General features: G+C 71.7%; 25 protein-coding genes and 1 pseudogene. 14 read left to right on the plus strand and 12 right to left on the minus strand.

Translation table 11 applies throughout. The features are described 5' to 3' along the window. Positions 1 to 108: 108 nt before the first annotated feature. The 4 genes and pseudogenes from IE258_RS10595 to IE258_RS10610 form a co-directional block, all read right to left on the minus strand. Positions 109 to 287: pseudogene (locus tag IE258_RS10595) on the minus strand (transposase); the annotation flags it as partial. 40 nt (positions 288 to 327) lie between these two features. Continuing rightward, complete coding sequence (locus IE258_RS10600; protein WP_189742649.1) at positions 328 to 525, minus strand: DUF397 domain-containing protein; 198 nt, start codon at positions 523 to 525, stop codon at positions 328 to 330. Between the two features lie 5 nt (positions 526 to 530). Then, positions 531 to 728, minus strand: a complete 198-nt coding sequence (locus tag IE258_RS10605) for a DUF397 domain-containing protein (protein ID WP_189742027.1) — start codon at positions 726 to 728, stop codon at positions 531 to 533. Positions 729 to 735: 7 nt separating this feature from the next. Beyond that, complete coding sequence (locus IE258_RS10610; protein ID WP_189742031.1) at positions 736 to 1,572, minus strand: helix-turn-helix domain-containing protein; 837 nt, start codon at positions 1,570 to 1,572, stop codon at positions 736 to 738. Positions 1,573 to 1,788: 216 nt separating this feature from the next. Between IE258_RS10610 and IE258_RS10615 the strand changes: the two genes are divergently transcribed. Together IE258_RS10615 and IE258_RS10620 are read left to right on the plus strand one after the other, a co-directional pair. Continuing rightward, positions 1,789 to 2,199 carry an ATP-binding protein gene (locus IE258_RS10615; protein ID WP_102928343.1) on the plus strand — a complete coding sequence of 137 codons (411 nt, stop codon included), beginning with the start codon at positions 1,789 to 1,791 and terminating at the stop codon, positions 2,197 to 2,199. Between the two features lie 367 nt (positions 2,200 to 2,566). Further along, complete coding sequence (locus IE258_RS10620) at positions 2,567 to 3,031, plus strand: hypothetical protein (protein WP_189742034.1); 465 nt, start codon at positions 2,567 to 2,569, stop codon at positions 3,029 to 3,031. Between the two features lie 101 nt (positions 3,032 to 3,132). Here the strand turns inward: IE258_RS10620 and IE258_RS10625 are convergent, their stop codons facing one another. Beyond that, positions 3,133 to 3,786: a DUF7691 family protein gene (locus IE258_RS10625; protein ID WP_189742037.1), complete on the minus strand. Its 654-nt coding sequence runs from the start codon at positions 3,784 to 3,786 to the stop codon at positions 3,133 to 3,135. Between the two features lie 138 nt (positions 3,787 to 3,924). Here IE258_RS10625 and IE258_RS10630 point away from each other — a divergent pair, with 138 nt between their 5' ends. Continuing rightward, entirely contained in the window at positions 3,925 to 4,719 is a 795-nt protein-coding gene (locus IE258_RS10630) for an ArsR/SmtB family transcription factor (RefSeq protein ID WP_189742040.1), read from the plus strand. A 9-nt stretch (positions 4,720 to 4,728) separates the two neighbouring features. Here the strand turns inward: IE258_RS10630 and IE258_RS10635 are convergent, their stop codons facing one another. Continuing rightward, positions 4,729 to 5,667: an RNA polymerase sigma-70 factor gene (locus IE258_RS10635; protein ID WP_229892045.1), complete on the minus strand. Its 939-nt coding sequence runs from the start codon at positions 5,665 to 5,667 to the stop codon at positions 4,729 to 4,731. Positions 5,668 to 5,852: 185 nt separating this feature from the next. Here IE258_RS10635 and IE258_RS10640 point away from each other — a divergent pair, with 185 nt between their 5' ends. From IE258_RS10640 to rbsD, 6 genes are all read left to right on the plus strand, one after another. Continuing rightward, positions 5,853 to 6,338, plus strand: coding sequence for a carboxymuconolactone decarboxylase family protein (locus IE258_RS10640; protein WP_189742045.1), 486 nt, complete (start codon positions 5,853 to 5,855; stop codon positions 6,336 to 6,338). A 173-nt stretch (positions 6,339 to 6,511) separates the two neighbouring features. Then, positions 6,512 to 7,567: a LacI family DNA-binding transcriptional regulator gene (locus IE258_RS10645; protein ID WP_189742048.1), complete on the plus strand. Its 1,056-nt coding sequence runs from the start codon at positions 6,512 to 6,514 to the stop codon at positions 7,565 to 7,567. Further along, complete coding sequence (locus tag IE258_RS10650; RefSeq protein ID WP_189742051.1) at positions 7,564 to 9,117, plus strand: sugar ABC transporter ATP-binding protein; 1,554 nt, start codon at positions 7,564 to 7,566, stop codon at positions 9,115 to 9,117. Before IE258_RS10645 ends, IE258_RS10650 begins: the two co-directional genes overlap by 4 nt. Beyond that, positions 9,107 to 11,062, plus strand: a complete 1,956-nt coding sequence (locus IE258_RS10655) for an ABC transporter permease/substrate-binding protein (protein ID WP_189742054.1) — start codon at positions 9,107 to 9,109, stop codon at positions 11,060 to 11,062. Before IE258_RS10650 ends, IE258_RS10655 begins: the two co-directional genes overlap by 11 nt. An 89-nt stretch (positions 11,063 to 11,151) precedes the next feature. Then, positions 11,152 to 12,072, plus strand: coding sequence for a ribokinase (locus tag IE258_RS10660; protein ID WP_189742057.1), 921 nt, complete (start codon positions 11,152 to 11,154; stop codon positions 12,070 to 12,072). Next, positions 12,069 to 12,458: a D-ribose pyranase gene (gene rbsD / locus IE258_RS10665; RefSeq protein WP_189742060.1), complete on the plus strand. Its 390-nt coding sequence runs from the start codon at positions 12,069 to 12,071 to the stop codon at positions 12,456 to 12,458. Before IE258_RS10660 ends, rbsD begins: the two co-directional genes overlap by 4 nt. Positions 12,459 to 12,697: 239 nt before the next feature. Here the strand turns inward: rbsD and IE258_RS10670 are convergent, their stop codons facing one another. The 3 genes from IE258_RS10670 to IE258_RS10680 are packed head-to-tail and all read right to left on the minus strand — an operon-like array spanning position 12,698 to position 15,875. After that, positions 12,698 to 13,513 carry a sugar phosphate isomerase/epimerase family protein gene (locus IE258_RS10670; protein ID WP_189742651.1) on the minus strand — a complete coding sequence of 272 codons (816 nt, stop codon included), beginning with the start codon at positions 13,511 to 13,513 and terminating at the stop codon, positions 12,698 to 12,700. Positions 13,514 to 13,560: 47 nt separating this feature from the next. Further along, positions 13,561 to 14,727 carry a dihydrodipicolinate synthase family protein gene (locus tag IE258_RS10675; RefSeq protein WP_189742063.1) on the minus strand — a complete coding sequence of 389 codons (1,167 nt, stop codon included), beginning with the start codon at positions 14,725 to 14,727 and terminating at the stop codon, positions 13,561 to 13,563. Continuing rightward, on the minus strand, positions 14,724 to 15,875 hold the full coding sequence (locus tag IE258_RS10680) for a Gfo/Idh/MocA family protein (RefSeq protein WP_052838047.1): 1,152 nt from the start codon (positions 15,873 to 15,875) through the stop codon (positions 14,724 to 14,726). Before IE258_RS10680 ends, IE258_RS10675 begins: the two co-directional genes overlap by 4 nt. A 217-nt stretch (positions 15,876 to 16,092) precedes the next feature. On the opposite strand from IE258_RS10680, the gene IE258_RS10685 reads away from it, so the two are divergent. After that, positions 16,093 to 17,139 carry a LacI family DNA-binding transcriptional regulator gene (locus IE258_RS10685; RefSeq protein WP_159327838.1) on the plus strand — a complete coding sequence of 349 codons (1,047 nt, stop codon included), beginning with the start codon at positions 16,093 to 16,095 and terminating at the stop codon, positions 17,137 to 17,139. A gap of 242 nt (positions 17,140 to 17,381) precedes the next feature. Beyond that, positions 17,382 to 18,182, plus strand: a complete 801-nt coding sequence (locus IE258_RS10690; RefSeq protein WP_189742065.1) for a sugar phosphate isomerase/epimerase family protein — start codon at positions 17,382 to 17,384, stop codon at positions 18,180 to 18,182. Here the strand turns inward: IE258_RS10690 and IE258_RS10695 are convergent. Beyond that, positions 18,166 to 18,843, minus strand: coding sequence for a GNAT family N-acetyltransferase (locus tag IE258_RS10695; RefSeq protein ID WP_189742068.1), 678 nt, complete (start codon positions 18,841 to 18,843; stop codon positions 18,166 to 18,168). The two genes, IE258_RS10690 and IE258_RS10695, sit on opposite strands and share 17 nt — an antisense overlap. Then, positions 18,840 to 19,778: an EamA family transporter gene (locus IE258_RS10700; protein WP_127891948.1), complete on the minus strand. Its 939-nt coding sequence runs from the start codon at positions 19,776 to 19,778 to the stop codon at positions 18,840 to 18,842. Before IE258_RS10700 ends, IE258_RS10695 begins: the two co-directional genes overlap by 4 nt. 138 nt (positions 19,779 to 19,916) lie before the next feature. Between IE258_RS10700 and IE258_RS10705 the strand changes: the two genes are divergently transcribed. The 3 genes from IE258_RS10705 to IE258_RS10715 all read left to right on the plus strand — a co-directional run bounded on the left by IE258_RS10705 (position 19,917) and on the right by IE258_RS10715 (position 23,698). Next, on the plus strand, positions 19,917 to 20,858 hold the full coding sequence (locus IE258_RS10705) for a LysR family transcriptional regulator (RefSeq protein ID WP_189742071.1): 942 nt from the start codon (positions 19,917 to 19,919) through the stop codon (positions 20,856 to 20,858). Between the two features lie 197 nt (positions 20,859 to 21,055). Beyond that, positions 21,056 to 22,903, plus strand: a complete 1,848-nt coding sequence (locus IE258_RS10710) for a glycoside hydrolase family 3 protein (protein ID WP_189742074.1) — start codon at positions 21,056 to 21,058, stop codon at positions 22,901 to 22,903. A gap of 150 nt (positions 22,904 to 23,053) precedes the next feature. Then, entirely contained in the window at positions 23,054 to 23,698 is a 645-nt protein-coding gene (locus tag IE258_RS10715; protein WP_189742077.1) for a hypothetical protein, read from the plus strand. Positions 23,699 to 23,735: 37 nt separating this feature from the next. Here the strand turns inward: IE258_RS10715 and IE258_RS10720 are convergent, their stop codons facing one another. After that, positions 23,736 to 25,160, minus strand: a complete 1,425-nt coding sequence (locus IE258_RS10720) for a S28 family serine protease (protein WP_189742079.1) — start codon at positions 25,158 to 25,160, stop codon at positions 23,736 to 23,738. Between the last annotated feature and the right edge of the window lie 53 nt (positions 25,161 to 25,213).

Consider the following 25,213-nt stretch of genomic DNA (forward strand, 5'->3'; position numbering starts at 1 on the left):
GCGGGTTGGGGGCGGGCAGGCTGAGGGCCCGAGTGTCATCTCGGGTGGACGCCGGGTTCCACTGCGCCGACTGGAAGCTGTTGTCGTAGGGACGGGTGAAGCCGCTGGTTATCCGGGGTTCGGCAGAAGAGCGAGCCGTGCGAAGGCTGCGGTGATCTCGCCGGCCATGGCCAGTGGCGGGCGATACGGAGGATGCGACGCCGGCCGGTGGTGACGAGCTGGGCGGCCGCGGAGAAGAGGCGGAGCCGAAGCCCGCGGGGTTCCCAGAGCCGGGCCTTGCCGGCCAGTTCGACGTGGGCGACGGCAGCCCCGGGGAGGTGTGCTGGGTCAGCGGGGAGGCGGGTTTCCCTCCGGCCCCTCCACCGTCGTGAGGAAGCGCGTGAAGGCGGCGCGGGGGAAGGTGAGGGTGGCTCGGGTGGGGGCCTTGCTGTCACGAAGGGCGACGTGGGTGGCCGACGTGGCTATCTCCACGCAGTTGTTGCCGTCGCCGCCACCGGAGTAGGACGACTTGCGCCAGGTGTCCATGGTGCTCACAGCTTCCCCTCCACCCTCTTGAGCCCGTCAACGAATGCCGCGAAGGCTTCAGTCGGGAGAGCAAGCGTTCCGAATGCGAGGGCCTTGGAGTCGCGGACGGCGACGTGGGTCGTCGAGTTGGCGACTTCCACACATTCGTTGCCGTCGCCCTCGCCCGAGTAGGAGGACTTCCGCCAGTTGCCATGAGTGCTCATCGGTACGTCATAGCTCCTTCGCCAGCTGATGGATGAGATCACGCGACTTGCCGGGGTCAAGAGACACTGCCTCCACCATACGGAAACGCGTTCGGTACGCGTTGAGCTGGGCCTCGGAGTCAATGAAGACCGAACCATGAGGTGCGTCCCGGACGACGGTGTCCAGCTTGGGCAATGGACCACTCACGTACGTCATGGTGCTGGAGGCTCTGGCGAAATCGTCCAGGTCGAAGGGAATGACGCGCACGGTGATGTGGTCCGCCTCAGAGAGTGCTGCGAGCTGCGCCAGTTGTGCCCTTGACTTGTCACGGTCACCGACCCTGATCCGGAGTGCGGCTTCATGGATCACCGCTTCATAGGGAATGGCCACCGCCTGGCGCGCTCTGCGGTGCTGGATGCGCACCTCCAGCTCCTCGGCGGTCAGCGCCGGCAGCCTGGACGAGAAGACAGCGCGTGAATAGTCCTCGGTCTGGAGCAGCCCCGGGACATACAAAATGGCCACGTGGCGGAGGAACTGAGCGTGGTGTTCGAGCTCGGACAGGTCCAGGAACGGCGTGGGGAGCAAGCCCCGGTACTCCTCCCACCAGCCGGTCGACCGTTCCGTGGCCATAGCGACGAGCGCGTCAATGAACTCCTCGTCTGTACAGGCGTAGTGAGAGGCCAGGCGGCGAACTCGCTGCTCGCTGACACCCGCGAGTGCGGACTCGATGTGGGTGATCTGAGCGGGTGCCACACCGAGCAGCTCCGCAGCCTGACGGGAGTTGAGTCCCGCCGCTTCACGGAGTCTGCGTAGTTCGGTTGCCAGACGCACCTGACGCGCCGTTGGTTCGCGCCTCTTCACCATCGACTGGCCCTTCTTACCCGCCCGTTGGTGCAACTCGTTCGGCGTCAGATTACGCGATCGACTTGCCGCGTCCCTAAATTTAGATCTACCGTCGGTGACGCGACGCACACCGTGCGACACCGGGCGACCGGAAGCGCACCGCCCCGTCCTGCCATGACGGCTGCGGCATAGACACCGGGCCCGCTCTCACCCCACCGCCTCTGCGAGGAGTCCCGCATGCCTGAAAACGAACCCTGGGAGTACTCCCTCTACGTCCCCAACGATCTGCGCGCCGTCACCATCAGCCGCCGCACCCTCCGTCTGGTCCTCACGATGCACGGCCTTATCCGCCTCGTGGACGTGGCGGAGCTGCTCGCCACGGAGCTGGTATCCAACGCCGTACGGCACACCAAGGGCCCCGCCGCCCTCCGCATCCGCTGGTCGCCGCCGGGCACGCTGCGGATCGGGGCGTGGGACGCGGATCCCGAACCGCCGGAGCCGCCCGCGAAGTTCGAGAGGGTGACGGAGCTGGAGGAGGGGCGAGGTTTGGCGTTGGTGCGGGCCTGCGCCGACGTGTGGGGCTGGCACCCGCTGGCCAGACACGGCAACCGGGGGAAGTACGTGTGGTGCGAGCTGTCGGCGGCCTGAGAAACCCGGCGACGCCGGCGATCACCCAGAGAAGGTCGCGGAGGGCTGTCGGGCCTTCCATGCACTGAACGTGAGGCAAATCTGCGCTCAAAGCCAAAGACGCGATCGGCCGGCGCACGTGACAGTAGAGCGCAGTGACTGTCCCGCGAGGGCGGCCGGCCTGGGGGGATGGCGAACGTTGCAGGCTTCGAAGTTGGCCACTACAGCGGTACAGGTGGTGACCGGAGGGGCTCCGGTCACGGCCGAGCAGAAGATGGCAGTTCAGGGACTGGTCTGGGGCCGCCTTGGAGGAAGCACTCTGGGCGCGTCTGCGTTGGCCCGGCTGCACGAGCGGCCCGGCGAAGGAACAGCCAACATCGTGGCCTCCGTGCTCACCGACGAATTGCGGGCGGACCCGGAGTTCGCTGAGCTGATGGCCAGGACCCTCCAAGTGCCTTACAGCCCGCCGTCGCAGGCCGCCGCACGCCGACGTGCTTCGGCGGGCCCCCCGCCACCGATTCCGCCGCCCAGACCTGCCGTGGCTCCCGTCCAGGCCCCAGATGCGGCCGATGTGCGGAATATATTGCTTCTCGGGCTTCCGCAGACGATCCTGGCCTACATCGCCCTTACCATCGCGGCGCCAAACGGGGCGAGGTCAGGCGTTCAAATCGTCATCCTGCTGGTGTCGGCCAGCCTGGCAGCCTATGGGGTGTGGCTCGGGATCAGCCTGCTCCGGCGGCGCATACGCAGCGGCGTGCTCATAGCCGCAGTGGTGTTGACCCTGCTTGCGCTGGTCAGGTTGGGTCTCTCGCTGGTGGGAGCGGATGCCCATCTGATGTCCGCTTCCGGGTGAGCGGGTGAGGCTGGGATGGGTGCGCTGGTCCCGCTGTTCGGCCGACAACTGCTGTCTGCGAGCTGGCCCGGGCTTCTGCAGTCCCCCCCCCCGGTTCCCGATCAGCCCGTGATCGAGAAGAAGAGGGTGTCCTGGGTGTACCAGTCGATGCTCTTCGTGGCGTACTCCCACTCCTTGTGCTCGAACTCGAGTTTCTCGATCACCTCGCGGACGTCGTACCGGAAGTCCTCGTTCATCCGGTCCAGCACCGCGCGATAGGCGTCCGCCATCGGCTCGGCCTTGGCCAGCGGGAGCATGCCGATGTGCGGCCCGTCCACGGGATACGGGAGGGAGAAGGGGATCTCCGCCGGGGGGCCGGAGAAGAGGTACTCGTACAGGAGAAGGTCGGGGGCGACGCCCAGGCGGCTCAGCTCCTCGTCGAGCAGCCCGAAGAAGGTGGAGGGCTTGGAGTACACGCCCAGGTCGGACGGGTCGGAGGCGTTGGAGTCGATGACGAGCTGGAGCGCGTGGTGGTACGCGCTCGCCGCGCCCTCCGCCGTCGCGCTCGCGTGGCCGGCCACCAGGTGCTCCAGCGCGTCGGGTATGGACAGGCCCAGGTCGATGTCCTGCCTGTCCAGGTCGTACTGGCGCTGCTGTGCCCGCTCGCGCATGCGGCCCAGGCGGCGCTGCTGATCGGCCGTCAACTCCTTGGATGCTCCCAGGAAGGCGAGGACGTCGGCCTTGTCGGCCGTGCTGTACGAGATGATCCGGCTCATGATCGGCATACTGCCAGTCCGCACTGACAGCGGCCGTCACAGCGCCGCGGACAACCCCGCCAGCCGGTTTTTGACATGCAGCCGTTTGGCTGCCTATCGTTAAAGGCAGCCAATAGGCTGCATGTTAGAGGGGCGGAGATGGACGAGGTCTTCAAGGCGCTGGCCGACGGCAGCCGGCGACGGCTGCTGGACAGTCTGAACGCGCGCAACGGGCAGAGCCTGCGCGAGCTGTGCGCCGGGCTCGACATGGCCCGGCAGTCGGTCAGCAAGCACCTGGCGGTGCTGGAGGCGGCCGGTCTGGTCACCGCCGTGCGGCGGGGGCGGGAGAGGCTGCACTACCTCAACGCCGAACCGATCAACGCCATCGCCGAACGCTGGATCAGCCGCTACGACCGCGAGCGGGTGCACGCACTCGCCGACCTCAAGCAGGCGCTGGAGGACACCGCCATGGACAGCAACGCGTTCGTCTACACGACCTACATCAAGGCCACACCGGAGAAGGTGTGGCAGGGGCTCACCGACCCGGCCTTCACGCGCCGCTACTGGGGGCTGGAGTTCGGTACCGACTGGGCGACCGGGTCGCCCGTGGTGTGGCGGGAGCGGGGGGCCGAGACCGCCCACCCCGAGCAGGTCGTCCTGGAATCCGACCCGCCCCGTCGGCTGTCGTACACCTGGCACACCTTCACGCCGCAATGGGCGGCGGCCAACGGGATCGACGACGAGACCCTCGCCAGGCTCTCCGCCGAGCGGCGTTCGAAGGTCGCCTTCGACATCGAGGACCTCGGCGGCGGCTCGGTGAAGCTGACCGTCGTCCACGACGGGTTCGAGCCCGGCAGCACCGCCCGCGAGATGATCCAGCACGGCTGGCCGGCCCTGCTGTCCAGCCTCAAGACGCTGCTGGAGACCGGCGAGGCGCTTCCGGAACCCCGGTGAGCCGGGCGCTCACCGGCTCAGGGTGGTCGCCTCCTCGCGCATGTACGACAGCTTCTCCGGGTTGCGCACCGCGTAGAGCCCGGTGATGCGGCCCTCGTCGAAGCGCACCGCCACCACGGTGTCGAGTTCGCCGTCGAGCCGGACGACCAGGGCGGGGTGACCGTTGACCTGGGCCGGGTCCATCCTCATCGCCATGTCCAGCTTGCCCAGGCCGCCCAGCATGAGGCGGGCCACCTTGTCGGCGCCGACGATCGGCCGCAGCACCGCCTGCTTGATGCCGCCGCCGTCGCCGAGGAGGACGACGTCCGGGGAGAGGATGTCGAGCAGGCCCTGCAGGTCGCCCGTCTCCACCGCCCGTTGGAACGCCGCGAGCGCCCGGCGGGACTCCGCCGCCGAGACCTCCCCGCGCGGGCGGCGGGCCGCGACGTGCGCGCGGGCCCGGTGCGCGATCTGCCGGACGGCGGCGGGGCTCTTCTCCACCGCCTCGGCGATCTCGTCGTAGCCGAGGTCGAAGACCTCGCGCAGCACGAACACCGCCCGCTCGACCGGCGCCAGGGTCTCCAGGACCAGCATCATCGCCATCGACACGCTGTCCGCCAGCTCGACGTCCTCGGCCACGTCGGGCGTGGTGAGCAGCGGCTCGGGCAGCCAGGAGCCGACGTAGGACTCCTTGCGGCGGCCGAGCGTGCGCAGTCGGTTCAGGGCCTGGCGGGTGGTGATGCGGACCAGGTACGCGCGGCGGTCGCGCACCGTGTCGAGGTCGACTCCCGCCCACCGAAGCCAGGTCTCCTGGAGGACGTCCTCGGCGTCCGCGGCCGAGCCGAGCATCTCGTAGGCGACCGTGAAGAGCAGGTTGCGGTGCGCGACGAAGTCCTCGGTGGCCGCGTCCGCGGCTGCGCCCGCGCCGGTCGCCTCGTCCTGTTCGCGGCCGCTGTTCTCGCTGGTCACCAGCTTCTCCCGTTCGTTCGGTTCCGGCTCGGTTCCGGCGGTGTCTCGTGCACGGGACACCGGCCGCCGGGGTTCTGTGACACCCGGCAGCGGTGTCCTGGGTCACGTCCGCGTCCTGTCACAGGGTGCGGGTCGGCGGCGTCTTGTGTTCGTCACCGAGGCATCGACACAGCGAGGACAAGATCATGGACACCCGATTCAACCTCTTCGAGAACGAGTTCGCCGGGCGGTTCACGAAGCGGTTCGCCGGCATCGGCATGCTGATGCACGAGTCGCCGCTGCCGAAGGCCACGCAGGAACTGGTCTCGCTGCGGGCCAGCCAGATCAACGGCTGCGGCCACTGCATCGACATGCACGTCAAGGAGGCCGCGGCCGCCGGGGAGAGCGCGGTCCGGCTGCACCTGGTCGCCGCCTGGCGCGAGTCCACGGTGTTCACCGAGGCCGAGCAGGCGGCGCTGGCCCTCGCCGAGGAGGGCACCCGGCTCGCCGACGCGCACGAGGGCGTCTCCGACGAGACGTGGGCGCTGGTGCGCAAGCACTACGACGACGACCAGATCGCCGCACTGATCTGCCTGGTCGCCATGATCAACGCGGCCAACCGGCTCGCCGTGATCACGCACCAGAAGGGCGGCTCGTACGAGCCGGGGATGTTCGCGGCGGCGGTGGGCTGAGCGCCGCAACCGGTCGGGGCGGCACCCGGGGCGACATCCCCCGGGTGCCGCCCCTTTCTCCGCCCCTTTCTCCGGTCACGATTCCGTCTCGGCCCCGGCCGACCCCTTGAATCCGCTCGTGTAATCGTTTCCAATCCTCCGTGTAATCGATTCCACGAGGAGGTGGAACGACGATGGCGAGCATCAAGGACGTCGCCGCCGAGGCGGGTGTGTCCGTCGCGACGGTCTCGCGGGCGCTCAACGGCCACCCGTCGGTCAGCGCCGCCGCACGCGCCCGCGTGCTGGCCGCCGTCGAGACGCTGGGCTACCGCCCGAACGCCCTCGCCAGGTCGCTGCGCACGGACCAGACCCGCACCCTCGGCCTGGTCATCAGCGACGTGATGAACCCGTACTTCACCGAGCTGGCCCGCTCCGTCGAGGAGGAGGCCCGCGCGCTCGGGTACAGCGTCATCATCGGCAACGCCGACGAGCGGCCCGACCTCCAGGACCACCACGTCACCACGCTGCTGGACCGGCGGATCGACGGGCTCCTCGTCTCCCCCACCGACGGCGGCTCCCCGCGCATGCTGGACGCCGCGCGGGCCGGCACGCCGATGGTCTTCGTCGACCGGTGGATCCCCGGCGTCGACGTGCCGGTCGTCCGGTCGGACGGGCGGGCTGCCGTACGGGATCTCGTCGCGCACCTGCACGGGCTCGGGCACCGGCGGCTCGCGATCATCGCCGGGCCCGCCGCCACCACGACCGGACGCGAGCGCGTCGACGCCTTCCGCGAGGCGCTGGCCGCGTACGGGCTTCCCCTCCCCGACGCCTACATCGGCCAGGGCGACTTCCAGGCCGGCAGCGGGCGCCGGGTCACCGAGGGCTTCCTCGACCTGCCCGAGCCGCCCGAGGTCGTCTTCGCGGCCGACAACCTGATGGCGCTCGGCGCGCTGGACGCCGTACGGGCGCGCGGGCTGCGGGTCCCCGAGGACATCGGGCTCGCCGCGTTCGACGACATCCCCTGGTTCCTGCACACCGATCCGCCGGTCACCGCGATCGCCCAGCCCACCCGCGACCTCGGACGGGCCGCCGTACGCGCGCTGGTCGAGCGGATCGCGGGGCGGGCCGGCGAGTCCGTGACCCTTCCGGCGCGGCTCGTCGTACGCCGCTCGTGCGGCGAGCCGCCCTCCGAACAACGACCCCCGTCCCCCGCACAGTCCCCGTCCCCCGTACAAAGGAGTACGCCGTGAGCAGCCGCAGTCCGGACGAGTTGCTGCGCATCGAGGGCATCCGCAAGACCTTCCCCGGCGTGGTGGCGCTCGACAGCGTCGACTTCGACCTGCGCCGGGGCGAGGTGCACGTGCTCCTCGGTGAGAACGGCGCGGGCAAGAGCACGCTCATCAAGATGCTCTCCGGCGCCTACACGCCCGACGCCGGGCGGATCCTGGCCGGTGGCGAGGAAGTGCGCATCCACGGTGCGCAGGACTCCGAGCGCCTCGGGATCGCCACCATCTACCAGGAGTTCAACCTCGTCCCCGATCTGACCGTCGCCGAGAACATCTTCCTGGGGCGCCAGCCCCGCCGGTTCGGCATGATCGACCGGAAGAAGATGGACGCCGACGCGGAGGTGCTGCTGGAGCGGGTCGGGGTCAGGGTGTCCCCGCGGGCGCGGGTCCGTGAACTGGGCATCGCCCGGCTCCAGATGGTCGAGATCGCCAAGGCGCTCAGCCTGGACGCGCGCGTGCTCATCATGGACGAGCCGACCGCCGTGCTCACCTCCGAGGAGGTCGAGAAGCTGTTCGCCATCGTGCGGCGGCTGCGCGAGGACGGCGTCGGCATCGTCTTCATCACCCATCACCTGGAGGAGATCGCCGCCCTCGGCGACCGCGTCACCGTCATCCGGGACGGCCGGAGCGTCGGGCAGGTGCCCGCCTCCACCCCGGAGGACGAACTGGTCCGGCTCATGGTCGGGCGGTCGATCGAGCAGCAGTACCCGCGCGAGCGCACCGACGCCGGTGAGCCCCTGCTCAAGGTGGAGGGACTGACGCGGGACGGGGTCTTCCACGACGTCGGCTTCGAGGTGCGGGCCGGTGAGGTCGTCGGCATCGCGGGGCTGGTCGGGGCCGGGCGGACGGAGGTGGTGCGGGCGGTGTTCGGCGCCGATCCGTACGACGCCGGGACCGTGCACGTCGCGGGCGCGCCGCTGCGGCGGCACGACGTGAACGCCGCCATGGCCGCCGGGATCGGGCTCGTCCCCGAGGACCGCAAGGGGCAGGGACTCGTCCTAGACGCCTCCGTCGAGGAGAACCTCGGGCTCGTCACGCTCCGGTCCACCGCCCGCGCCGGTCTCGTCGACCTCAAGGGGCAGCACACGGCGGCCGAGCGGATCGCCGGGCAGCTCGGCGTGCGGATGGCCGGGCTCGGCCAGCATGTGCGCACGCTCTCCGGCGGCAACCAGCAGAAGGTCGTCATCGGCAAGTGGCTGCTGGCGGACACCAAGGTGCTGATCCTCGACGAGCCGACGCGCGGCATCGACGTCGGCGCCAAGGTCGAGATCTACCAGCTCATCAACGAACTGACGGCCGCCGGTGCCGCCGTGCTGATGATCTCCAGCGATCTGCCGGAGGTGCTCGGCATGAGCGACCGCGTGGTCGTCATGGCGCAGGGCCGCGTCGCGGGCGAACTCCCCGCCGAACAGGCCACCCAGGACGCCGTGATGGCCCTCGCCGTCAGCACGCACACCAGCGACTCCCCCCACACCGACGGAACGGACGGAACGGAGGCCCCCCGTGGCCACTGACACGCTCAAGAGCAAGCCGGGCGCGCAGGGCGCCACGGGCGGGCTGCGCCGCCTGCTGCTCGACAACGGCGCACTGACCGCGCTGATCGTCCTGGTCATCGCCATGTCGGCGCTGTCCGGGGACTTCCTGACCGCCGACAACCTCCTCAACGTCGGCGTCCAGGCCGCCGTCACCGCGATCCTCGCCTTCGGCGTCACCTTCGTCATCGTCTCGGCGGGCATCGACCTGTCGGTCGGCTCGGTCGCCGCGCTGTCGGCCACCGTGCTGGCCTGGAGCGCCACCGAGGCCGGGATGCCGGTGGTGCTCGCGGTGCTGCTGTCCGTCCTGACGGGCATCGCCTGCGGTCTGGTGAACGGTTTCCTCATCTCGTACGGGAAGCTGCCGCCGTTCATCGCGACGCTCGCCATGCTCTCGGTGGGCCGCGGTCTGTCGCTGGTCATCTCGCAGGGCTCGCCGATCGCCTTCCCGGACTCGGTCTCGCACCTCGGCGACACGCTCGGCGGGTGGCTGCCGGTGCCGGTGCTGGTGATGGTCGTGATGGGTCTGATCACGGCGTTCGTGCTCGGGCGGACCTACATCGGCCGGTCCATGTACGCCATCGGCGGCAACGAGGAGGCCGCCCGGCTGTCCGGGCTGCGGGTGAAGCGGCAGAAGCTCGCCATCTACGCCTTCTCCGGCCTGTTCGCCGCCGCCGCGGGCATCGTGCTCGCCTCCCGGCTCTCCTCCGCGCAGCCGCAGGCCGCGCAGGGCTACGAGCTGGACGCCATCGCCGCCGTCGTCATCGGCGGCGCCTCGCTGGCGGGCGGCACCGGCAAGGCGTCCGGCACCCTGATCGGCGCGCTGATCCTCGCGGTGCTGCGCAACGGCCTCAACCTGCTGTCCGTCTCCGCGTTCTGGCAGCAGGTCGTCATCGGTGTCGTCATCGCGCTCGCGGTGCTCTTCGACACGCTGCGCCGCAAGGCGGGCGCGGTCACCCCGGCGGCCGGGGCGTCCGGCGGCGGCAACCGGGGCAAGCAGGCACTCACGTACGTGATCGCGGCCGTCGTCGCGGTGGCCGTGGTCGGCGCGACCTCGCTGCTGCACAACGGCTCCTCCGGCGGCAAGGACCAGAAGATAGGGCTGTCGCTGTCCACGCTGAACAACCCGTTCTTCGTGCAGATCCGCAACGGCGCGGAGGCGGAGGCGAAGAAGCTGGGCGTGGACCTGACGGTCACGGACGCCCAGAACGACGCCTCCCAGCAGGCCAACCAGCTGCAGAACTTCGTCAGCGGCAGCCTGTCCGCGGTCATCGTCAACCCGGTGGACTCCGACGCGGCCGGCCCCTCGGTGCGCTCCGCCAACAAGGACGACATCCCGGTCATCGCAGTGGACCGCGGCGTCAACAAGGCGGACACCTCCGCGCTGGTGGCCTCGGACAACGTCGAGGGCGGTGAGCTGGGTGCCAAGGCGCTCGCCGAGAAGCTCGGTGGCAAGGGCACCATCGTCATCCTCCAGGGCCAGGCCGGCACCTCCGCCAGCCGGGAGCGCGGGGCGGGCTTCGCGGCCGGGCTGAAGGAGTACCCGGGCATCAAGGTCGTCGCCAAGCAGCCCGCGGACTTCGACCGCACCAAGGGCCTGGACGTCATGACCAACCTGCTCCAGGCGCACCCGGACGTCGACGGCGTCTTCGCCGAGAACGACGAGATGGCGCTGGGCGCGATCAAGGCGCTGGGTTCCAAGGCCGGCAAGTCGGTCCAGGTCGTCGGCTTCGACGGCACCCCGGACGGGCTGAAGGCGGTCCAGGACGGCACGTTGTTCGCGTCGGTGGCGCAGCAGCCGAAGGAACTGGGCAGGATCGCCGTACAGAACGCGCTGCGGGCTGCCGAGGACAAGAAGGTGGAGCAGACGGTGAAGGTGCCCGTGAAGGTCGTCACCAAGGAGAACGTGGCCGGCTTCGAGGGCTGAGACCGGCCCTCGGGACCCGGCGGAAGCCAGCCGGAATCAGTGGAAGCCAGCCGGAATCAGCGGGAATCACTCGAATCGGAGAACGACTGATGTACGACTACGACCTGCTGGTCGTCGGATCGGCCAACGCCGACCTGGTGATCGGTGTCGAGCGGCGGCCGGGGGCCGGGGAGACGGTGCTCGGCTCCGACCTGGCCGTCCACCCGGGCGGCAAGGGCGGCAACCAGGCCGTCGCCGCCGCCCGGCTCGGTGCCCGTACGGCGCTGCTGGCCCGGGTCGGCGACGACGACTACGGCCGGCTGCTGCTTGACTCGCAGCGGGCGGCCGGCGTCGACACGGTCGGTGTGCTGGTGGGCGGCGCCCCGACCGGCGTCGCGCTGATCACCGTCGACCCGTCCGGGGACAACAGCATCGTGGTCTCGCCGGGTGCGAATGGCCGCCTGGCGCCCGGGGACGTACGGGCGGCGGCCAGTCTCTTCCACGCCTCCCGGGTGGTCTCCACGCAGTTGGAGATCCCGCTGGAGACGGTCGTGGAGGTGGTCCGCTCGCTCGCGCCGGACAGCCGTTTCGTGCTGAACCCGTCGCCGCCGCGGCCGCTTCCGCAGGAGGTGCTGGCCGCCTGCGACCCGCTGATCGTCAACGAGCACGAGGCGAAGGTGATCCTCGGGGACTCGCTGGTCGGCGGGCGCCCCGAGGACTGGGCCCGCGTCCTGCTGGCCAAGGGCCCGCGCTCGGTGGTCGTGACCCTGGGCGCCGAGGGCGCGCTGGTCGCCTCGGCGGCCCAGGGCGTGGTCCGGGTGCCGTCCGTGAAGGTGGCGGCCGTGGACACGACGGGTGCGGGCGACGCCTTCACCGCGGCGCTGGCCTGGCGGCTCGGCACCGGTGAGTCGCTGGCCGAGGCGGCGGCGTACGCGGCCCGGGTGGGCGCGGCGGCGGTCACGAAGGCGGGCGCGCAGGAGTCCTACCCGACGGCGGCCGAGGCCGAGGCACTGGAGGCCGGGGCACTGTGAAGAAGGCCGGGATACTCAACCGCCATCTCTCCGGCGCGCTGGCCGAACTCGGCCACGGGGACGGCGTCCTGGTGTGCGACGCGGGCATGCCCGTGCCGGACGGGCCGCGCGTCGTCGACCTGGCCTTCCGCGCCGGGGTGCCGTCCTTCGCGGAGGTCCTCGACGGCCTGCTGGCCGAGCTGGTCGTCGAGGGCGCGACGGCGGCGACCGAGGTCCGGGAGGCGAACGCCGAGTGCGCCGCGCTGCTCGACCTCCGCCTGCCCGCCCTCGAACTCGTCCCGCACGAGCGGCTCAAGGAGTTGTCGGCGGGCGCGCGGCTGATCGTGCGCACCGGGGAGGCGCGGCCGTACGCCAACGTGCTGCTGCGGTGCGGGGTCTTCTTCTGAGCCTGTGAGGTCCGCCCCGGGTGCGGAAGGAGTCGGTGCGGACCTCACAGGCTTCGAGTCGGTGCGGAACAAGTTCCGAGGCGGTGCGGAACAAGTTTGAGGGGGCCCGGTCGACGACCGCGCCCCCTCGGGTTTCCCTCCCCTTCGGAACCCCGGGAATTCCCCCCAGGTACCCCCACGGGAGTTCCGATGCCAAGTACGACCCGCCGAGGGGCGGAAGGGTTGCACGGCCGCCGGGATTATTTTCCGGACGTTCCGTCCCCCGCGTGCTCGGCGAACCGGGCCGCCGTCTCGGCGAGCACCTCCCGCCCGTCCCGCGCCCACAGCCCCTCGTTGAACAGCTCCACCTCGATGGCACCGGTGTACCCGGCCGCCTCGACGTACCCCTTCCACTCCCGCATGTCGATCGCGCCGTCCCCGATCTGACCGCGGCCGTTGAGGACGCCCTCGGGCAGCGGCGTCGTCCAGTCGGCGAGCTGGAAGGTGTGGATGCGGCCGCCCGCGCCGGCCCGGGCGATCTGCTCGGGCGCCCGGTCGTCCCACCAGATGTGGTACGTGTCGACGGTGACGCCGACCTGCTGGGCCGGGAAGCGTTCGGCGAGGTCCAGGGCCTGGGCGAGGGTGGAGACCACGCAGCGGTCCGAGGCGAACATGGGGTGCAGCGGCTCGATGGCCAGGCGCACCCCGTGCCGCTCGGCGTAGGGGCCCAGCTCGGCCAGCGCGTCCGCGATGCGTTCGCGGGCGGCGCGCAGGTCCTTGTCGCCGGCGGGGAGGCCGCCGGAGACCAGCACGAGGGTGTCGGTGCCGAGGGTGGCGGCCTCGTCGACGGCGCGGCGGTTGTCGGCCAGGGCCCTGGCGCGTTCGCCGGGTTCGACGGCCGTGAGGAAGCCGCCGCGGCACAGGGTGGTCACGGTCAGGCCCGCGTCGCGGACCAGTTTGGCGGCCGCCTCGACGCCGTACGCCTGCACGGGTTCGCGCCACAGGCCGACGTTGCCGATGCCCAGCTCGCCGCAGGCGGCGGTCAGTTCGGGCAGGGAGAGCTGCTTGACCGTCATCTGGTTGATGCTGAAGCGGGTCGGGGCGGGCTTCGTGTCGTCGTCGCTCACTGGTTCACTCCGTACAGGCTCAGCAGGTTCCGCATGCGCTCCTCGGCCAGCTTCGGGTCCGGGAACAGGCCGAGGTCGTCGGCGAGTTCGTAGGCGCGGGCGAGGTGCGGCAGGGAGCGGGCCGACTGGAGGCCGCCGACCATCGTGAAGTGGCTCTGGTGGCCGGCCAGCCAGGCCAGGAACACCACGCCCGTCTTGTAGTAGCGGGTGGGGGCCTGGAAGAGGTGGCGGGAGAGTTCGACGGTGGGGTCGAGCAGGGCGCGGAAGCCGTCCTTGTCCCCGGTGTCGAGGACCCGGACCGCCTCGGCGGCCAGCGGTCCCAGCGGGTCGAAGATGCCGAGCAGGGCGTGGCTGAAGCCCTGGTCGTCGCCCGCGATCAGCTCCGGGTAGTTGAAGTCGTCGCCGGTGTAGCAGCGCACGCCCTGCGGGAGGCGGCGGCGCAGGTCGACCTCGCGCCGGGCGTCCAGCAGGGAGACCTTGATGCCGTCGACCTTGTCGGGGTGGGCGGCGATGACCTCCAGGAAGGTGTCGGTCGCCGTGTCCAGGTCGGACGAGCCCCAGTAGCCCTCCAGGGCCGGGTCGAACATCGGGCCCAGCCAGTGCAGGATCACGGGTTCGGCGGCCTGGCGGAGGAGGTGGCCGTAGACCTCCAGGTAGTCGTCCGGGCCCTGCGCGGTGGCGGCGAGGGCGCGGGAGGCCATGAGGATGGCCTGGGCGCCCGACTCCTCGACGACGGCGAGCTGTTCCTCGTAGGCCGACCGGACCTCCGCGAGAGTGGCGGTCGTGGTGGTCAGCTGGTCGGTGCCGACGCCGCAGGCGATGCGGCCGCCGGTCGCTTTCGCCTCGGCGGCGGAGCGGCGGATCAGCTCGGCCGCTGTGGCCCAGTCCAGGCCCATGCCGCGCTGGGCGGTGTCCATCGCCTCGGCGACGCCGAGTCCGTGGGACCACAGGTGGCGGCGGAAGGCGAGGGTGGCGTCCCAGTCGACGGCGGCGGGCCCGTCGGGGCCGGTGTCGGCGTACGGATCGGCGACGACGTGCGCGGCCGAGAAGACCGTACGGGAGGTGAAAGCGCTTCCCGGGGTCGCCCGGAGGGCCGGCAGGGGCTCGGTGCGCGGTTCGTAGGCGCGCAGGGCGCCGTGCGCGTCGGGGAGGTGGAGGGTCACAGCGCGATCTCCGGCACGTCGAGGCGACGGCCCTCGGCCGAGGACTTCAGGCCCAGCTCGGCGAGCTGGACGCCGCGGGCGCCGGCCAGCAGGTCCCAGTGGTAGGGGGCGTCGGCGTAGACGTGCTTGAGGAACAGCTCCCACTGGGCCTTGAAGCCGTTGTCGAACTCGCCGTTGTCCGGGACCTCCTGCCACTGGTCGCGGAAGACCTCGGTGGCGGGGATGTCCGGGTTCCACACCGGCTTGGGGGTGGCCGAGCGGTGCTGGACGCGGCAGTTGCGCAGGCCCGCGACGGCGGAGCCCTCGGTGCCGTCGACCTGGAACTCGACCAGTTCGTCGCGGTTGACGCGGACCGCCCAGGAGGAGTTGATCTGCGCTATCGCACCGCCGTCGAGTTCGAAGACGCCGTAGGCGGCGTCGTCGGCGGTGGCGTCGTAGGGCTTGCCCTTCTCGTCCCAGCGCTCGGGGATGTGGGTGGCGGTGAGGGCCTGGACGGACTTCACGCGGCCGAACAGCTCGTGCAGGACGTACTCCCAGTGCGGGAACATGTCGACGACGATGCCGCCGCCGTCCTCGCTGCGGTAGTTCCAGGACGGGCGCTGGGCCTCCTGCCAGTCGCCCTCGAAGACCCAGTAGCCGAACTCGCCGCGCACGGACAGGATCCGGCCGAAGAAGCCGCCGTCGATGAGGCGCTTGAGCTTGAGCAGGCCGGGGAGGAAGAGCTTGTCCTGGACCACGCCGTGCTTGATGCCGGCCGCGTTCGCCAGCCGGGCCAGTTCCAGGGCGCCGTCGAGGCCGGTGGCCGTGGGCTTCTCGGTGTAGACGTGCTTGCCCGCGGCGATCGCCTTCCTGATCGCCTCCTCGCGGGCCGAGGTGACCTGGGCGTCGAAGTAGATGTCGATGGTGTCGTCGGCGAGGACCGCGTCCAGGTCCGTGGAGACGTCGGCGAGTCCGTGCCGCTCCGCCAGCGCCTTCAGCGCGTGCTCGCGGCGGCCGACCAGGACCGGCTCCGGCCACAGCACGGTGCCGTCGCCGAGGTCGAGCCCGCCCTGTTCGCGCAGCGCCAGGATGGAGCGGACCAGGTGCTGGCGGTAGCCCATGCGTCCGGTCACACCGTTCATGGCGATACGCACCGTCTTGCGTGTCACGTCATTCCCTTCGTACGAGCTGTGCCGCGAGCCCCGGATCGAGTTCGAGCCGTACAGCAAGCGCTTTCTATGTAGAACGAAGCTAGCCTGTGAACGGTGGTCTGGACAAGACCGCGGTTCGGGTGAGTTGTTCGAGGGGGCGAACGGCGGCGAGCGGTGGCCGTAGGGTCAGCCGGTACGGCGTTCGGCTCACACGCGCGATGCGGAGGACGAGGACATGACGGTGACACTGGCGGACGTGGCGGCCCGCGCCCAGGTCTCCCCCGCGACGGTGTCGCGCGTACTGAACGGCAACTACCCGGTGGCCGCCTCCACCCGGGAGCGGGTGCTCAAGGCCGTCGACGAGCTGGACTACGTGCTCAACGGCCCCGCGAGCGCACTGGCGGCGGCCACCTCCGACCTGGTCGGCATCCTCGTCAACGACATCGCCGACCCCTTCTTCGGCATCATGGCCGGCGCCGTCCAGTCCGAGATCGGCGGCCCTGGCGGCCGGGCGGGCGGCGAGAGACTCGCCGTGGTCTGCAACACCGGCGGCACTCCGGAGCGCGAGCTGACCTACCTCACGCTGCTCCAGCGCCAGCGAGCGGCGGCCGTGGTACTGACCGGCGGCGCGATGGAGGACGGGGCCCACCAGACGGCCGTGGCGGCCAAGCTGCGCAAGCTCACCGAGGCCGGGACGCGGGTGGTGCTGTGCGGGCGGCCGCCGGCGCCGGACACCGGGGCGATCGCGCTCACCTTCGACAACCGCGGGGGCGGGCGGGAGCTGACCGAGCACCTGATCGGGCTCGGGCACCGGCGGCTCGGCTACATCGCGGGTCCGGAGGAACGGACCACGACGCGCCACCGGCTGGAGGGGCACCGCACCGCCCTCGCCGCGCACGGCATCGAGGAGGACCCGCGCTGGACCGTCCACGGCCGCTACGACCGGCAGGCCGGGTACGAGGCCACGCTGGAGCTGCTGCGCCGGGACCCGACGCTGACCGCGGTCGTCGCCGCGAACGACACCGTCGCGCTGGGCGCGTGCGCGGCGCTGCGCGACTCGGGGCTGCGGATCCCGGACGACGTGTCCGTGGCCGGCTTCGACGACCTGCCGTTCAGCATCGACGCGGTGCCCGCGCTGACGACGGTGCGGCTGCCGCTGGCGGAGGCGGGGGCACGGGCGGGGCGGGTCGCGATGGGGCGGGAGGACGCGCCGGTGGGCGGGATCGCGACGGTGCGGGGGGAGTTGATGGTGCGGGGGTCCTCCGGACGGCCGCGGTCTTGAACGGACCGTTGGTTTCGCGGTGGCCCGCGTTGGTGTGGGCGTTGCTGGGGCTGCCGCCCCCAGACCCCCGCTTCGGCCTGAACGGCCTCGTCCTCAATCGCCGGACGGGCTGATTTCACCTGCCTGCGTCCATAGGTGACCGGACAGATGAGGTTTCACGCCGACGTCCTCACGGAGCCGGGCTGGATTTTCCGGCCGGCGTCGACAGGTGAACCGCGTGATCGCGGGTACGCTCCGTGGGCATGAAGCTGGCGTTCTCCACTCTCGGTGTTCCCGGACTGCCCCTGGCCGATGTGCTGGGGCTCGCTACCGCACACGGCTATCACGGCGTCGAGTTGCGCGCCCACCCGGAGGAACCGGTCCACCCGGGCCTCGGCCCGGACGAACGGGCGGCGGTGGCCGCCGAGTTCAAGGCGGCCGGTGTCGAGCTACTGGGGCTCGCGGGGTACGCGCGGGTCGCCGCGCCCGGGGACGACGAGGCGGTGATCGCCGAAGTGCGCGGCATGCTGGACCTCGCCCGCGACCTGGGCGCACCGTACGTCCGGGTGTTCCCCGGCGGCGGCACCGAGCAGAGCGCCGAGGAGGCCGACGCGGTGGCCGCGCGGCGGCTGGGGACGGCCGCCGAGTACGCCGCCGAGCTGGGCGTGCGCATCCTGCTGGAGACCCACGACTCGCACCGCACCGGCGCCGACGCGATGCGCGTCCTCGGGCTGGTCGGGCACCGGCAGGTCGGCGCCCTGTGGGACGTGATGCACACCTGGCTGGGCGGGGAGCAGCCGTCGGACACCTACGCGGCGCTCTCCCCGCACCTGGGCTACGTCCAGGTCAAGGACATCGCCTCCGCCGAGGACACCACTCCGCTGCCCCTGGGCGCGGGAGTGCTGCCGCTCACCGAGGTGGTGGACGTGCTGTCCCGGCACGGCTGGGACGGCTGGCTGTGCTGGGAGTACGAGAAGCGGTGGTACGAGTCGGCGGCGCCGCTGACCGACTTGCTCGGGCAGGGCCGCGAGCACCTCGCCCGGCTGCTCACGGACGCGGCGTGAGGGCGGACGGCACGGCAGCAGGCGGTACGGCAGCGGACGGCACCGCGGCGGACCGCACCCGGTCCTCCAGCCGCTCCCGGCACCCCGGCCACTCCGCCGCCGTGATCGAGTAGATCGCGGAGTCGCGCAGCCGGCCCTCCTCGCCCGGCGCCCAGGAACGGGACCAGTTGCGCAGGATGCCCTCGAAGCGGGCGCCGGTCCTCTCGATCGCGGCGCGCGAGCGCCGGTTGCGGGCGTCGGTCTTCAGGTCGACGCGGGACACGCCCCAGACCTCGAAGGCGTGCCGGAACAGGAGCAGCTTGGCCTCGGCGTTGATGCCCGTGCCCTGGGTGGAGCGGGCCAGCCAGGTGAAGCCGACCTCGACGGCGTCGAGCGCGTCGTCGGTGAGCCAGGAGCGGGGTTCCCAGTAGGCGGTGGCGCCGACCGCGCGGCCGGTGGCGAGGGACACCTGGGCGTAGGGCGCCAGCCTTCCGGTGGCCGCGGTGGCCAGGTGGGCGTCGATGTGGGAGCCGACCTCGTCGGCCCTCGGTACCGAGGTGAAGTCGTAGGTGCCGCGGTCCTCCTCCGCCGCCACCGCCAGGTCGGCCGCGTGCTGATGGCCCAGCGGCTCCAGTCGTACCAGCGTGCCTTCGAGGACCGGGCCCTTCAGTGTGAACGTCACCGCACGGATTCTTCAGCGGGAGCGGGGAGCCGTCCAGCGAATTCCGGGGAGGTGCGGACGGTCACCCGCGGCCCGCGCCCGCGTGCGGGGGTGAGTGTCGTCAGCGCCACCCCGCCCACCAGCAGGGCCGCCGCGCACCAGCGCAGGGGGGTCACCGACTCGCCGAGGAAGAGGGCCGCCGACGACATGCCGAAGACCGGGACCAGGAGGGAGAAGGGCGCGACCGTCGAGGCGGGGTGACGGCGCAGCAGCCAGCCCCAGGCGCCGAAGCCGAAGACGGTCGAGACCCAGGCGACGAAGAGGATCGTGCCCGCCCCCTGCCAGTCCAGGGCGCGCAGGGCCGCGAGGTCCTCGGCGGGGCCCTCGGTGAGCAGGGAGAGGGCCAGCAGGGGGAGCACGGGGACGGTGGAGACCCACACCATGAAGTTCAGCGCGTCGGGCGGGGACGCCCTGCGGGTCAGCACGTTGGACACGCCCCAGGCCGCCGCCGCGCCGACGACCATCAGGAACGCGCCCAGCGGTCCCGAGGTGCCCTCGTCCAGCGCCGCCACGCCGATCCCGGCCAGCGCGACCAGCATGCCGAGGGTCTGGACGCGGGAGGGGCGCTCGGCGAGGACCGCGGCGGCGAACACCGCGGTGAACACCGCCTGGATCTGCAGGACGAGGGACGACAGGCCGGCCGGCATGCCCGCGTCCATGCCCACGAAGACCAGGCCGAACTTGGCCACGCCCAGCACCAGCCCCACCGCCACGATCCACTTCCACGCCACCTTCGGGCGGCCCACCAGGAAGACGGCGGGCAGCGCGGCCGCCAGGAAGCGCAGGGCGGAGAAGAGGAGCGGCGGGAAGTGGTCGAGGCCGATCTCGATGACCGTGAAGTTCACGCCCCAGACGGCGGCGACGAGCACGGCGAGGAGGAGGTGGGAAGGTCGCATGCGTCGAGGATCGACCGGAAGGACCGTGTAGCACCAGCGATGATTACTGCATGATTGGATGAAGCATCGCTAATTACTGAAGCGCCTACTGAAGCACCGCCAATTGCTGCCCGCCCCCTCGTACCCCCGGGAGCCGTCATGCTCGACCTCCAGCGGCTGCGCGCCCTGCACGCCGTGTCCGTGCACGGGACCGTCGGGGCGGCCGCCGCCGCGCTGGGTTTCACGCCGTCCGCCGTGTCGCAGCAGATCGCCAAGCTGGAGCGGGAGACCAGGACGGTGCTGCTGGAGCGTGAGGGCCGCGGGGTGCGGCTCACCGACGAGGCGTGGCAACTGGTGGACTCGGCGGCGGAGTTGCTGGCCATCGTGGAGCGGGCCGAGACCCGGCTCGAGGAGCGGCGGGGGGTGCCGTCGGGACGGCTGACCATCGCCGCGTTCGCGTCGGCGGCGCGCGGGCTGCTGCCGTCCGTGCTGGCCGACCTGGCGGTACGTCACCCCGCGCTGGACGCGCGGCTCACCGAGGTCGACCCGCACCTGTCCGTGGACCTGGTGGCCAAGGGGGCCGTCGACCTGGTGGTGGCGCACGACTGGGACATCGCCCCGCTGCCGGCGCCGGGCGGCGTGGAGCAGGCGCCGATCGGCGAGGACCTGTGCGACCTGCTGGTGCCCGAGGGTCACCGCCTGGCGGGCCGGACGGCCGTGCGGCGGGCCGAGCTGGGCGGGGAGCGGTGGATCTGCCAGCCGCCCGGGCGGGTCTGCCACGACTGGCTGATGCGGACGCTGCGGGGCGCCGGGCACGAGCCGGACATCGTCCACCAGGCGGACGAGAACCCGACGCTCGTCGCACTGGTCGCGGCCGGCCTCGGCGTCGCCCTCATCCCCCGCCTGGGACGCGGCCCCCTGCCCGCGGGGGTGGTGGAGGTCCCGCTCGACCCGATGCCGGTACGCCGCCTGTACGCCCTGTGGCGCACGGGCGCGGCCCGCCGCCCGGCCATCGCGGAAACGGTCCGCACACTCCGGACCCACTGGCCGACGGTCGCGGCCCGCAGCACCCCGGCTCCCCAGGCCGTCGGCTCCGCCTGACCCCGCACCGGCCGCACGTCCGACGGGGCCTCGTCGAGCAAGCGCCTTCTAAGCGCTTGGCCGCACTCACGGCCCCCCCGCCGACTGTCCCGGCTCGCTTCGGGCGACTCCTGTGCGGTCCCTTGACTGGCAGAAACTTCCTGGATATTGGTGACTCCTTGGCAGTTTCCTTCACCAGCCCTCCGGAAGGAGCGCACGTGCACCACAGCAGCACGGCCGGCACGGGAAGCACCGCACAGCCCTCCAGACGTACCGTCCTCACCGCCACGGCGGTCGTCACCGCGGCCCTCGCGGCCGGGGGCGGCACTGCGTACGCCGACGCCCGCAGGCCCGACGACGACAAACTGCGCGGCCTGATCTCCCGCATGACGCTGGAGGAGAAGGTCGGCCAGCTCTTCGTCATGCGGGTCTACGGCCACTCCGCCACCGAACCCGACCAGGCCGACATCGACGCCAACCTGAAGGAGATCGGCGTCCGCACCGCGGCCGAGCTGGTCGCCAAGTACCGGGTCGGCGGCATCATCTACTTCGCCTGGGCGCACAACACCCGCGACCCGCACCAGATCGCCGAGCTGTCCAACGGCATCCAGCGGGCGTCCCTGGAGCAGCCGCGCGGTCTCCCGGTGCTCGTCTCCACCGACCAGGAGTACGGGATAGTGGCTCGCGTGGGCGAGCCGGCGACCCTCTTCCCGGGCGCGATGGCCGTGGGCGCGGGCGGGTCGCGGTCCGACGCCCGTACCCTCGGCAGGGTCGCGGGCGCCGAGCTGCACGCCATGGGCATCCGCCAGGACTACTCGCCGGTGGCCGACGTGAACGTCAACCCGGCCAACCCGGTGATCGGCGTACGGTCCTTCGGCGCCGACCCCGAGGCCGCGGCGGGGCTGGTGGCTGCCGAGGTGACGGGGTATCAGCGCTCCGGCGTCGCCGCGTGCGCCAAGCACTTCCCCGGGCACGGCGACACCGCCACCGACAGCCACACCGGCCTCCCGGTGATCACGCACAGCCGGGAGCAGTGGGAGAAGCTGGACGCCCCGCCCTTCCGCGCGGCGATCGACGCCGGCATCGACGCGATCATGACCGCCCACCTCGTGGTCCCGGCGCTCGACGACTCCGGCGACCCGGCCACCCTCTCCCGCCCCATCCTCACCGGCATCCTGCGCGAGGAGCTGGGCTACGACGGGGTCGTTGTCACCGACTCCCTCGGCATGGAGGGCGTACGCACGAAGTACGGCGACGAGCGGGTGCCGGTGCTGGCCCTGAAGGCCGGTGTCGACCAGCTGCTCAACCCGCCCGACCTGCCGCTCGCCTGGAACGCGGTCCTGACGGCCGTACAGGAGGGCGAACTCACCGAGGCGCGGCTCGACGAATCGATCCTGCGCGTGCTGCGGCTGAAGGCCAAGCTGGGGCTGTTCCGGGACGCGTACACCAGCCGCCGGGACGTCGACCGGACCGTCGGCACCCGGGCGCACCTGGCCGCGGCCGACCGGATCGCCGAGCGGAGCACCACGCTGCTGGTCAACGAAGGGGCGCTGCTGCCGCTCTCCCGCCGCGAGCACCGCAGGGTGCTGGTGGTGGGCGCCGACCCGGCCTCTCCGTCGGGCACCACCGGGCCGCCCACCGGCGTCCTCGCGGGCGCGCTGACGGAGCTGGGCTTCACGGCCACCGCCCTGTCCACCGGCACCGCGCCCGCCGCCGCCGTGATCGACCGCGCCGTCGCGGCGGCCCAGGACGCCGACGCGGTGGTGGTCGCCACGTACAACGTGACCGCGGGCAGCAGCCAGCGGACCCTGGTCGCACGACTGCTGGAGACCGGGAAGCCGGTCGTCGCGGTCGCCGTCCGCAATCCGTACGACGTCGCCCAGCTGCCCGGCGTCCCCGCCTTCCTCGCCGCCTACTCCTGGACCGACGTGGAGGTACGGGCGGCGGCCCGGGTGATCGCCGGGCGGGCGCGGCCGCGCGGGAAGCTGCCGGTGCCGGTGGTGCGGGCGGACGATCCGGACACGGTGCTCCTGCCGCTCGGGCACGGGCTGACCTACCGGTCGTAGCCCGGGTCGCGGTCCGGTCGTGGCCGGTCGTAGCGCGGCCTACGACACGCGCCGGGGGCGCTCCCGGCGCCCGGGCCCGAAGCCTCCCGCGCGTCTGGCGTGCGCCCGCTCCGGCGGGCCACGCTGGGCCGGGGAATCCGGGGGGCGGCGATGCGTGAGCGAAGGGCAGTGGGGGTGCGCGCGCACTTCCTGCTGGGCGTCGTGCTGTGTGTCGCGATGTGCCTCTTGTTACTGACTTGCTGTCAGGGGCCTTCAGAAAAGGGCCAAGTGGCGGACTCCTCGCCCTCCGGGGTGCTGCCGTCCGGGTACGGGGAGGTGTTCCTGGCGGTCGACGAGTGCAGCTCGTTCGGCACGGTCGACCCCACCGAGGTGCCCTGCGACAGCGAGCGTGCCGCGGCCCGGGTGGTCGCCCGGGAGGACGGCCGCGCGAGCCACGGTCCGCCGTGCCCCGGCACCACCGACTTCGTCCTGCACATCAGCGAGCGGCGGCCGTCCGCCGACGAGGACGGCGACGGGGCCGTGCCCCGGGGTTACGCCTGCATGCGCACACTGCGGCCGCCGCACCCCGGCGACCCGGGCGGCGGGGGCGGCCCGCGCACGATCGTCGGCGACTGCGTCCGTGAGATCGGCGACGGCAAGGTCCGCGAGGCGGCCTGCGACGGCGGGGGCGGATACACACCGCAGTTCAAGGTGGTCGAGGCGGTCGCCGACCGGGCGGACTGCCCCGCCTCGACCGGTCTGTACGTCCGGCTCGGCGGCGGCGAACGCCCGGTGGGCTGTGCCCGGCCGCTGTGAGCGGCCGGGCACAGTCACCGTGCCAGAGGAGCGGGCCCTACGGGCGCAGCGCCGGCTCGCGCTCGACGTCCCGCGCGTCCAGCTTGGCGTCGAAGGCCGCCAGCGGCCTGGCCGCCGACGGGTTCTCCTGGACCTTGGCGGGGGCGACGTCGGCCCAGTCCAGGATGCGGGCCGTGGCCAGGGCCTTCTGGTCGGGCACCAGACCGGCCACGTTCGCACCGTGGTTCATGCCGGGCGCGGTCATGACGTAGGAGTCACGCGCGCCGTGGCCGAGCCGGAAGGGCTCGGCACCCCACGGGTCGTTCTCGCCGTACACGAACAGCATGTGCCGGGCGTTGTGCTTCACCCAGGTGTCGACGTCCCGCATCGCCCACGGCTCGAACTTCATCGGGATCGAGCGGGGCACGAAATTGCGCGGCGGCTGGTAGCCGTAGCGGATGTACTTCTTCTCGATGTGCGGGAAGTGGATCGTCGGCGCGCCCAGCTGGGTGCCCGCCTGGTAGTAGTACGGCGTGTACGTCTCCAGGCCCTGGTCGGTGTAGGCGGAGAAGCCGGAGATCGTGTCGACGGAGTCCCAGATCGCCTCGTCGGTGGCGTTCTTCGCGTCGGCCGGGATGTCCGCGCAGTCGGCGAGGGTGCTGTACTGCCAGAAGCCCCACACGTAGTCGAGGACGACGGCCTCGTAGGCGCGGTCGAGGCTGCCGATGGTGTCGAAGGTGTAGCCGTTGTCGGCGGCGTACGCCGCGTACTTCTTCTCCAGCGGCGCCCGGCGCACCAGCGCCTCGCGCTGCACGCCGTTGAGCTTGTCGCGGCACTCCTCGGTGCCGACGCGGGCGAAGAAGCGGTCGTAGGCCGAGTCCTCCTTGTTCACCACGTCGTTGGGGGCGACGTAGGCGACGACACCGTCCATGTCGCGCGGGTAGAAGCGCTCGTAGTAGGTGGCGGTCATGCCGCCCTTGGAGCCGCCGGTGGAGATCCAGTTCTCCGAGTAGATCGGCTTCAGGGCCTTGAAGATGCGGTGCTGGTCGCTGGCGGCCTGCCAGATGTCCAGCTTGGACCAGTCGGCCGGGGCGGGCCGGGACGGCGTGAAGTAGCGGTACTCCATGGAGACCTGGTTGCCGTCCACGATCTGGGTCGGCTCGCGCCGGCTGGGGTTCGTGGAGACGTTGTAGCCGCCGGTGTAGAAGACCGTCGGCCGGTTCACGTCCTTGTGCAGCACGGTGATCCGCTGCTGGAACGTGCCCTTGGACGGGTGCCGGTGGTCCACCGGCTGGGTGTAGTTGAGGACGAAGAAGCGGTAGCCGGTGTACGGCTTCTCCTCGATCAGGCTCATGCCCGGTATGGACAGCAGCCGGTCCTTGATGTCGACGGCCTTCGGCTCGGCGGCGGTGGCCGCGCCCGCCGTGCTGACGGTGCCTATGAGCACCACGAGCGCCAGCAGCCATCTGAGCGCCTTGCGCATGCACCCTCCCTGTGAAACTGATGTCCGCCGGAAGCTATCGGAGCAACTCCCGC

This window comes from Streptomyces tendae, from assembly GCF_014650435.1.
In the GTDB taxonomy this organism is placed as follows: Bacteria; Actinomycetota; Actinomycetes; order Streptomycetales; family Streptomycetaceae; genus Streptomyces; species Streptomyces tendae.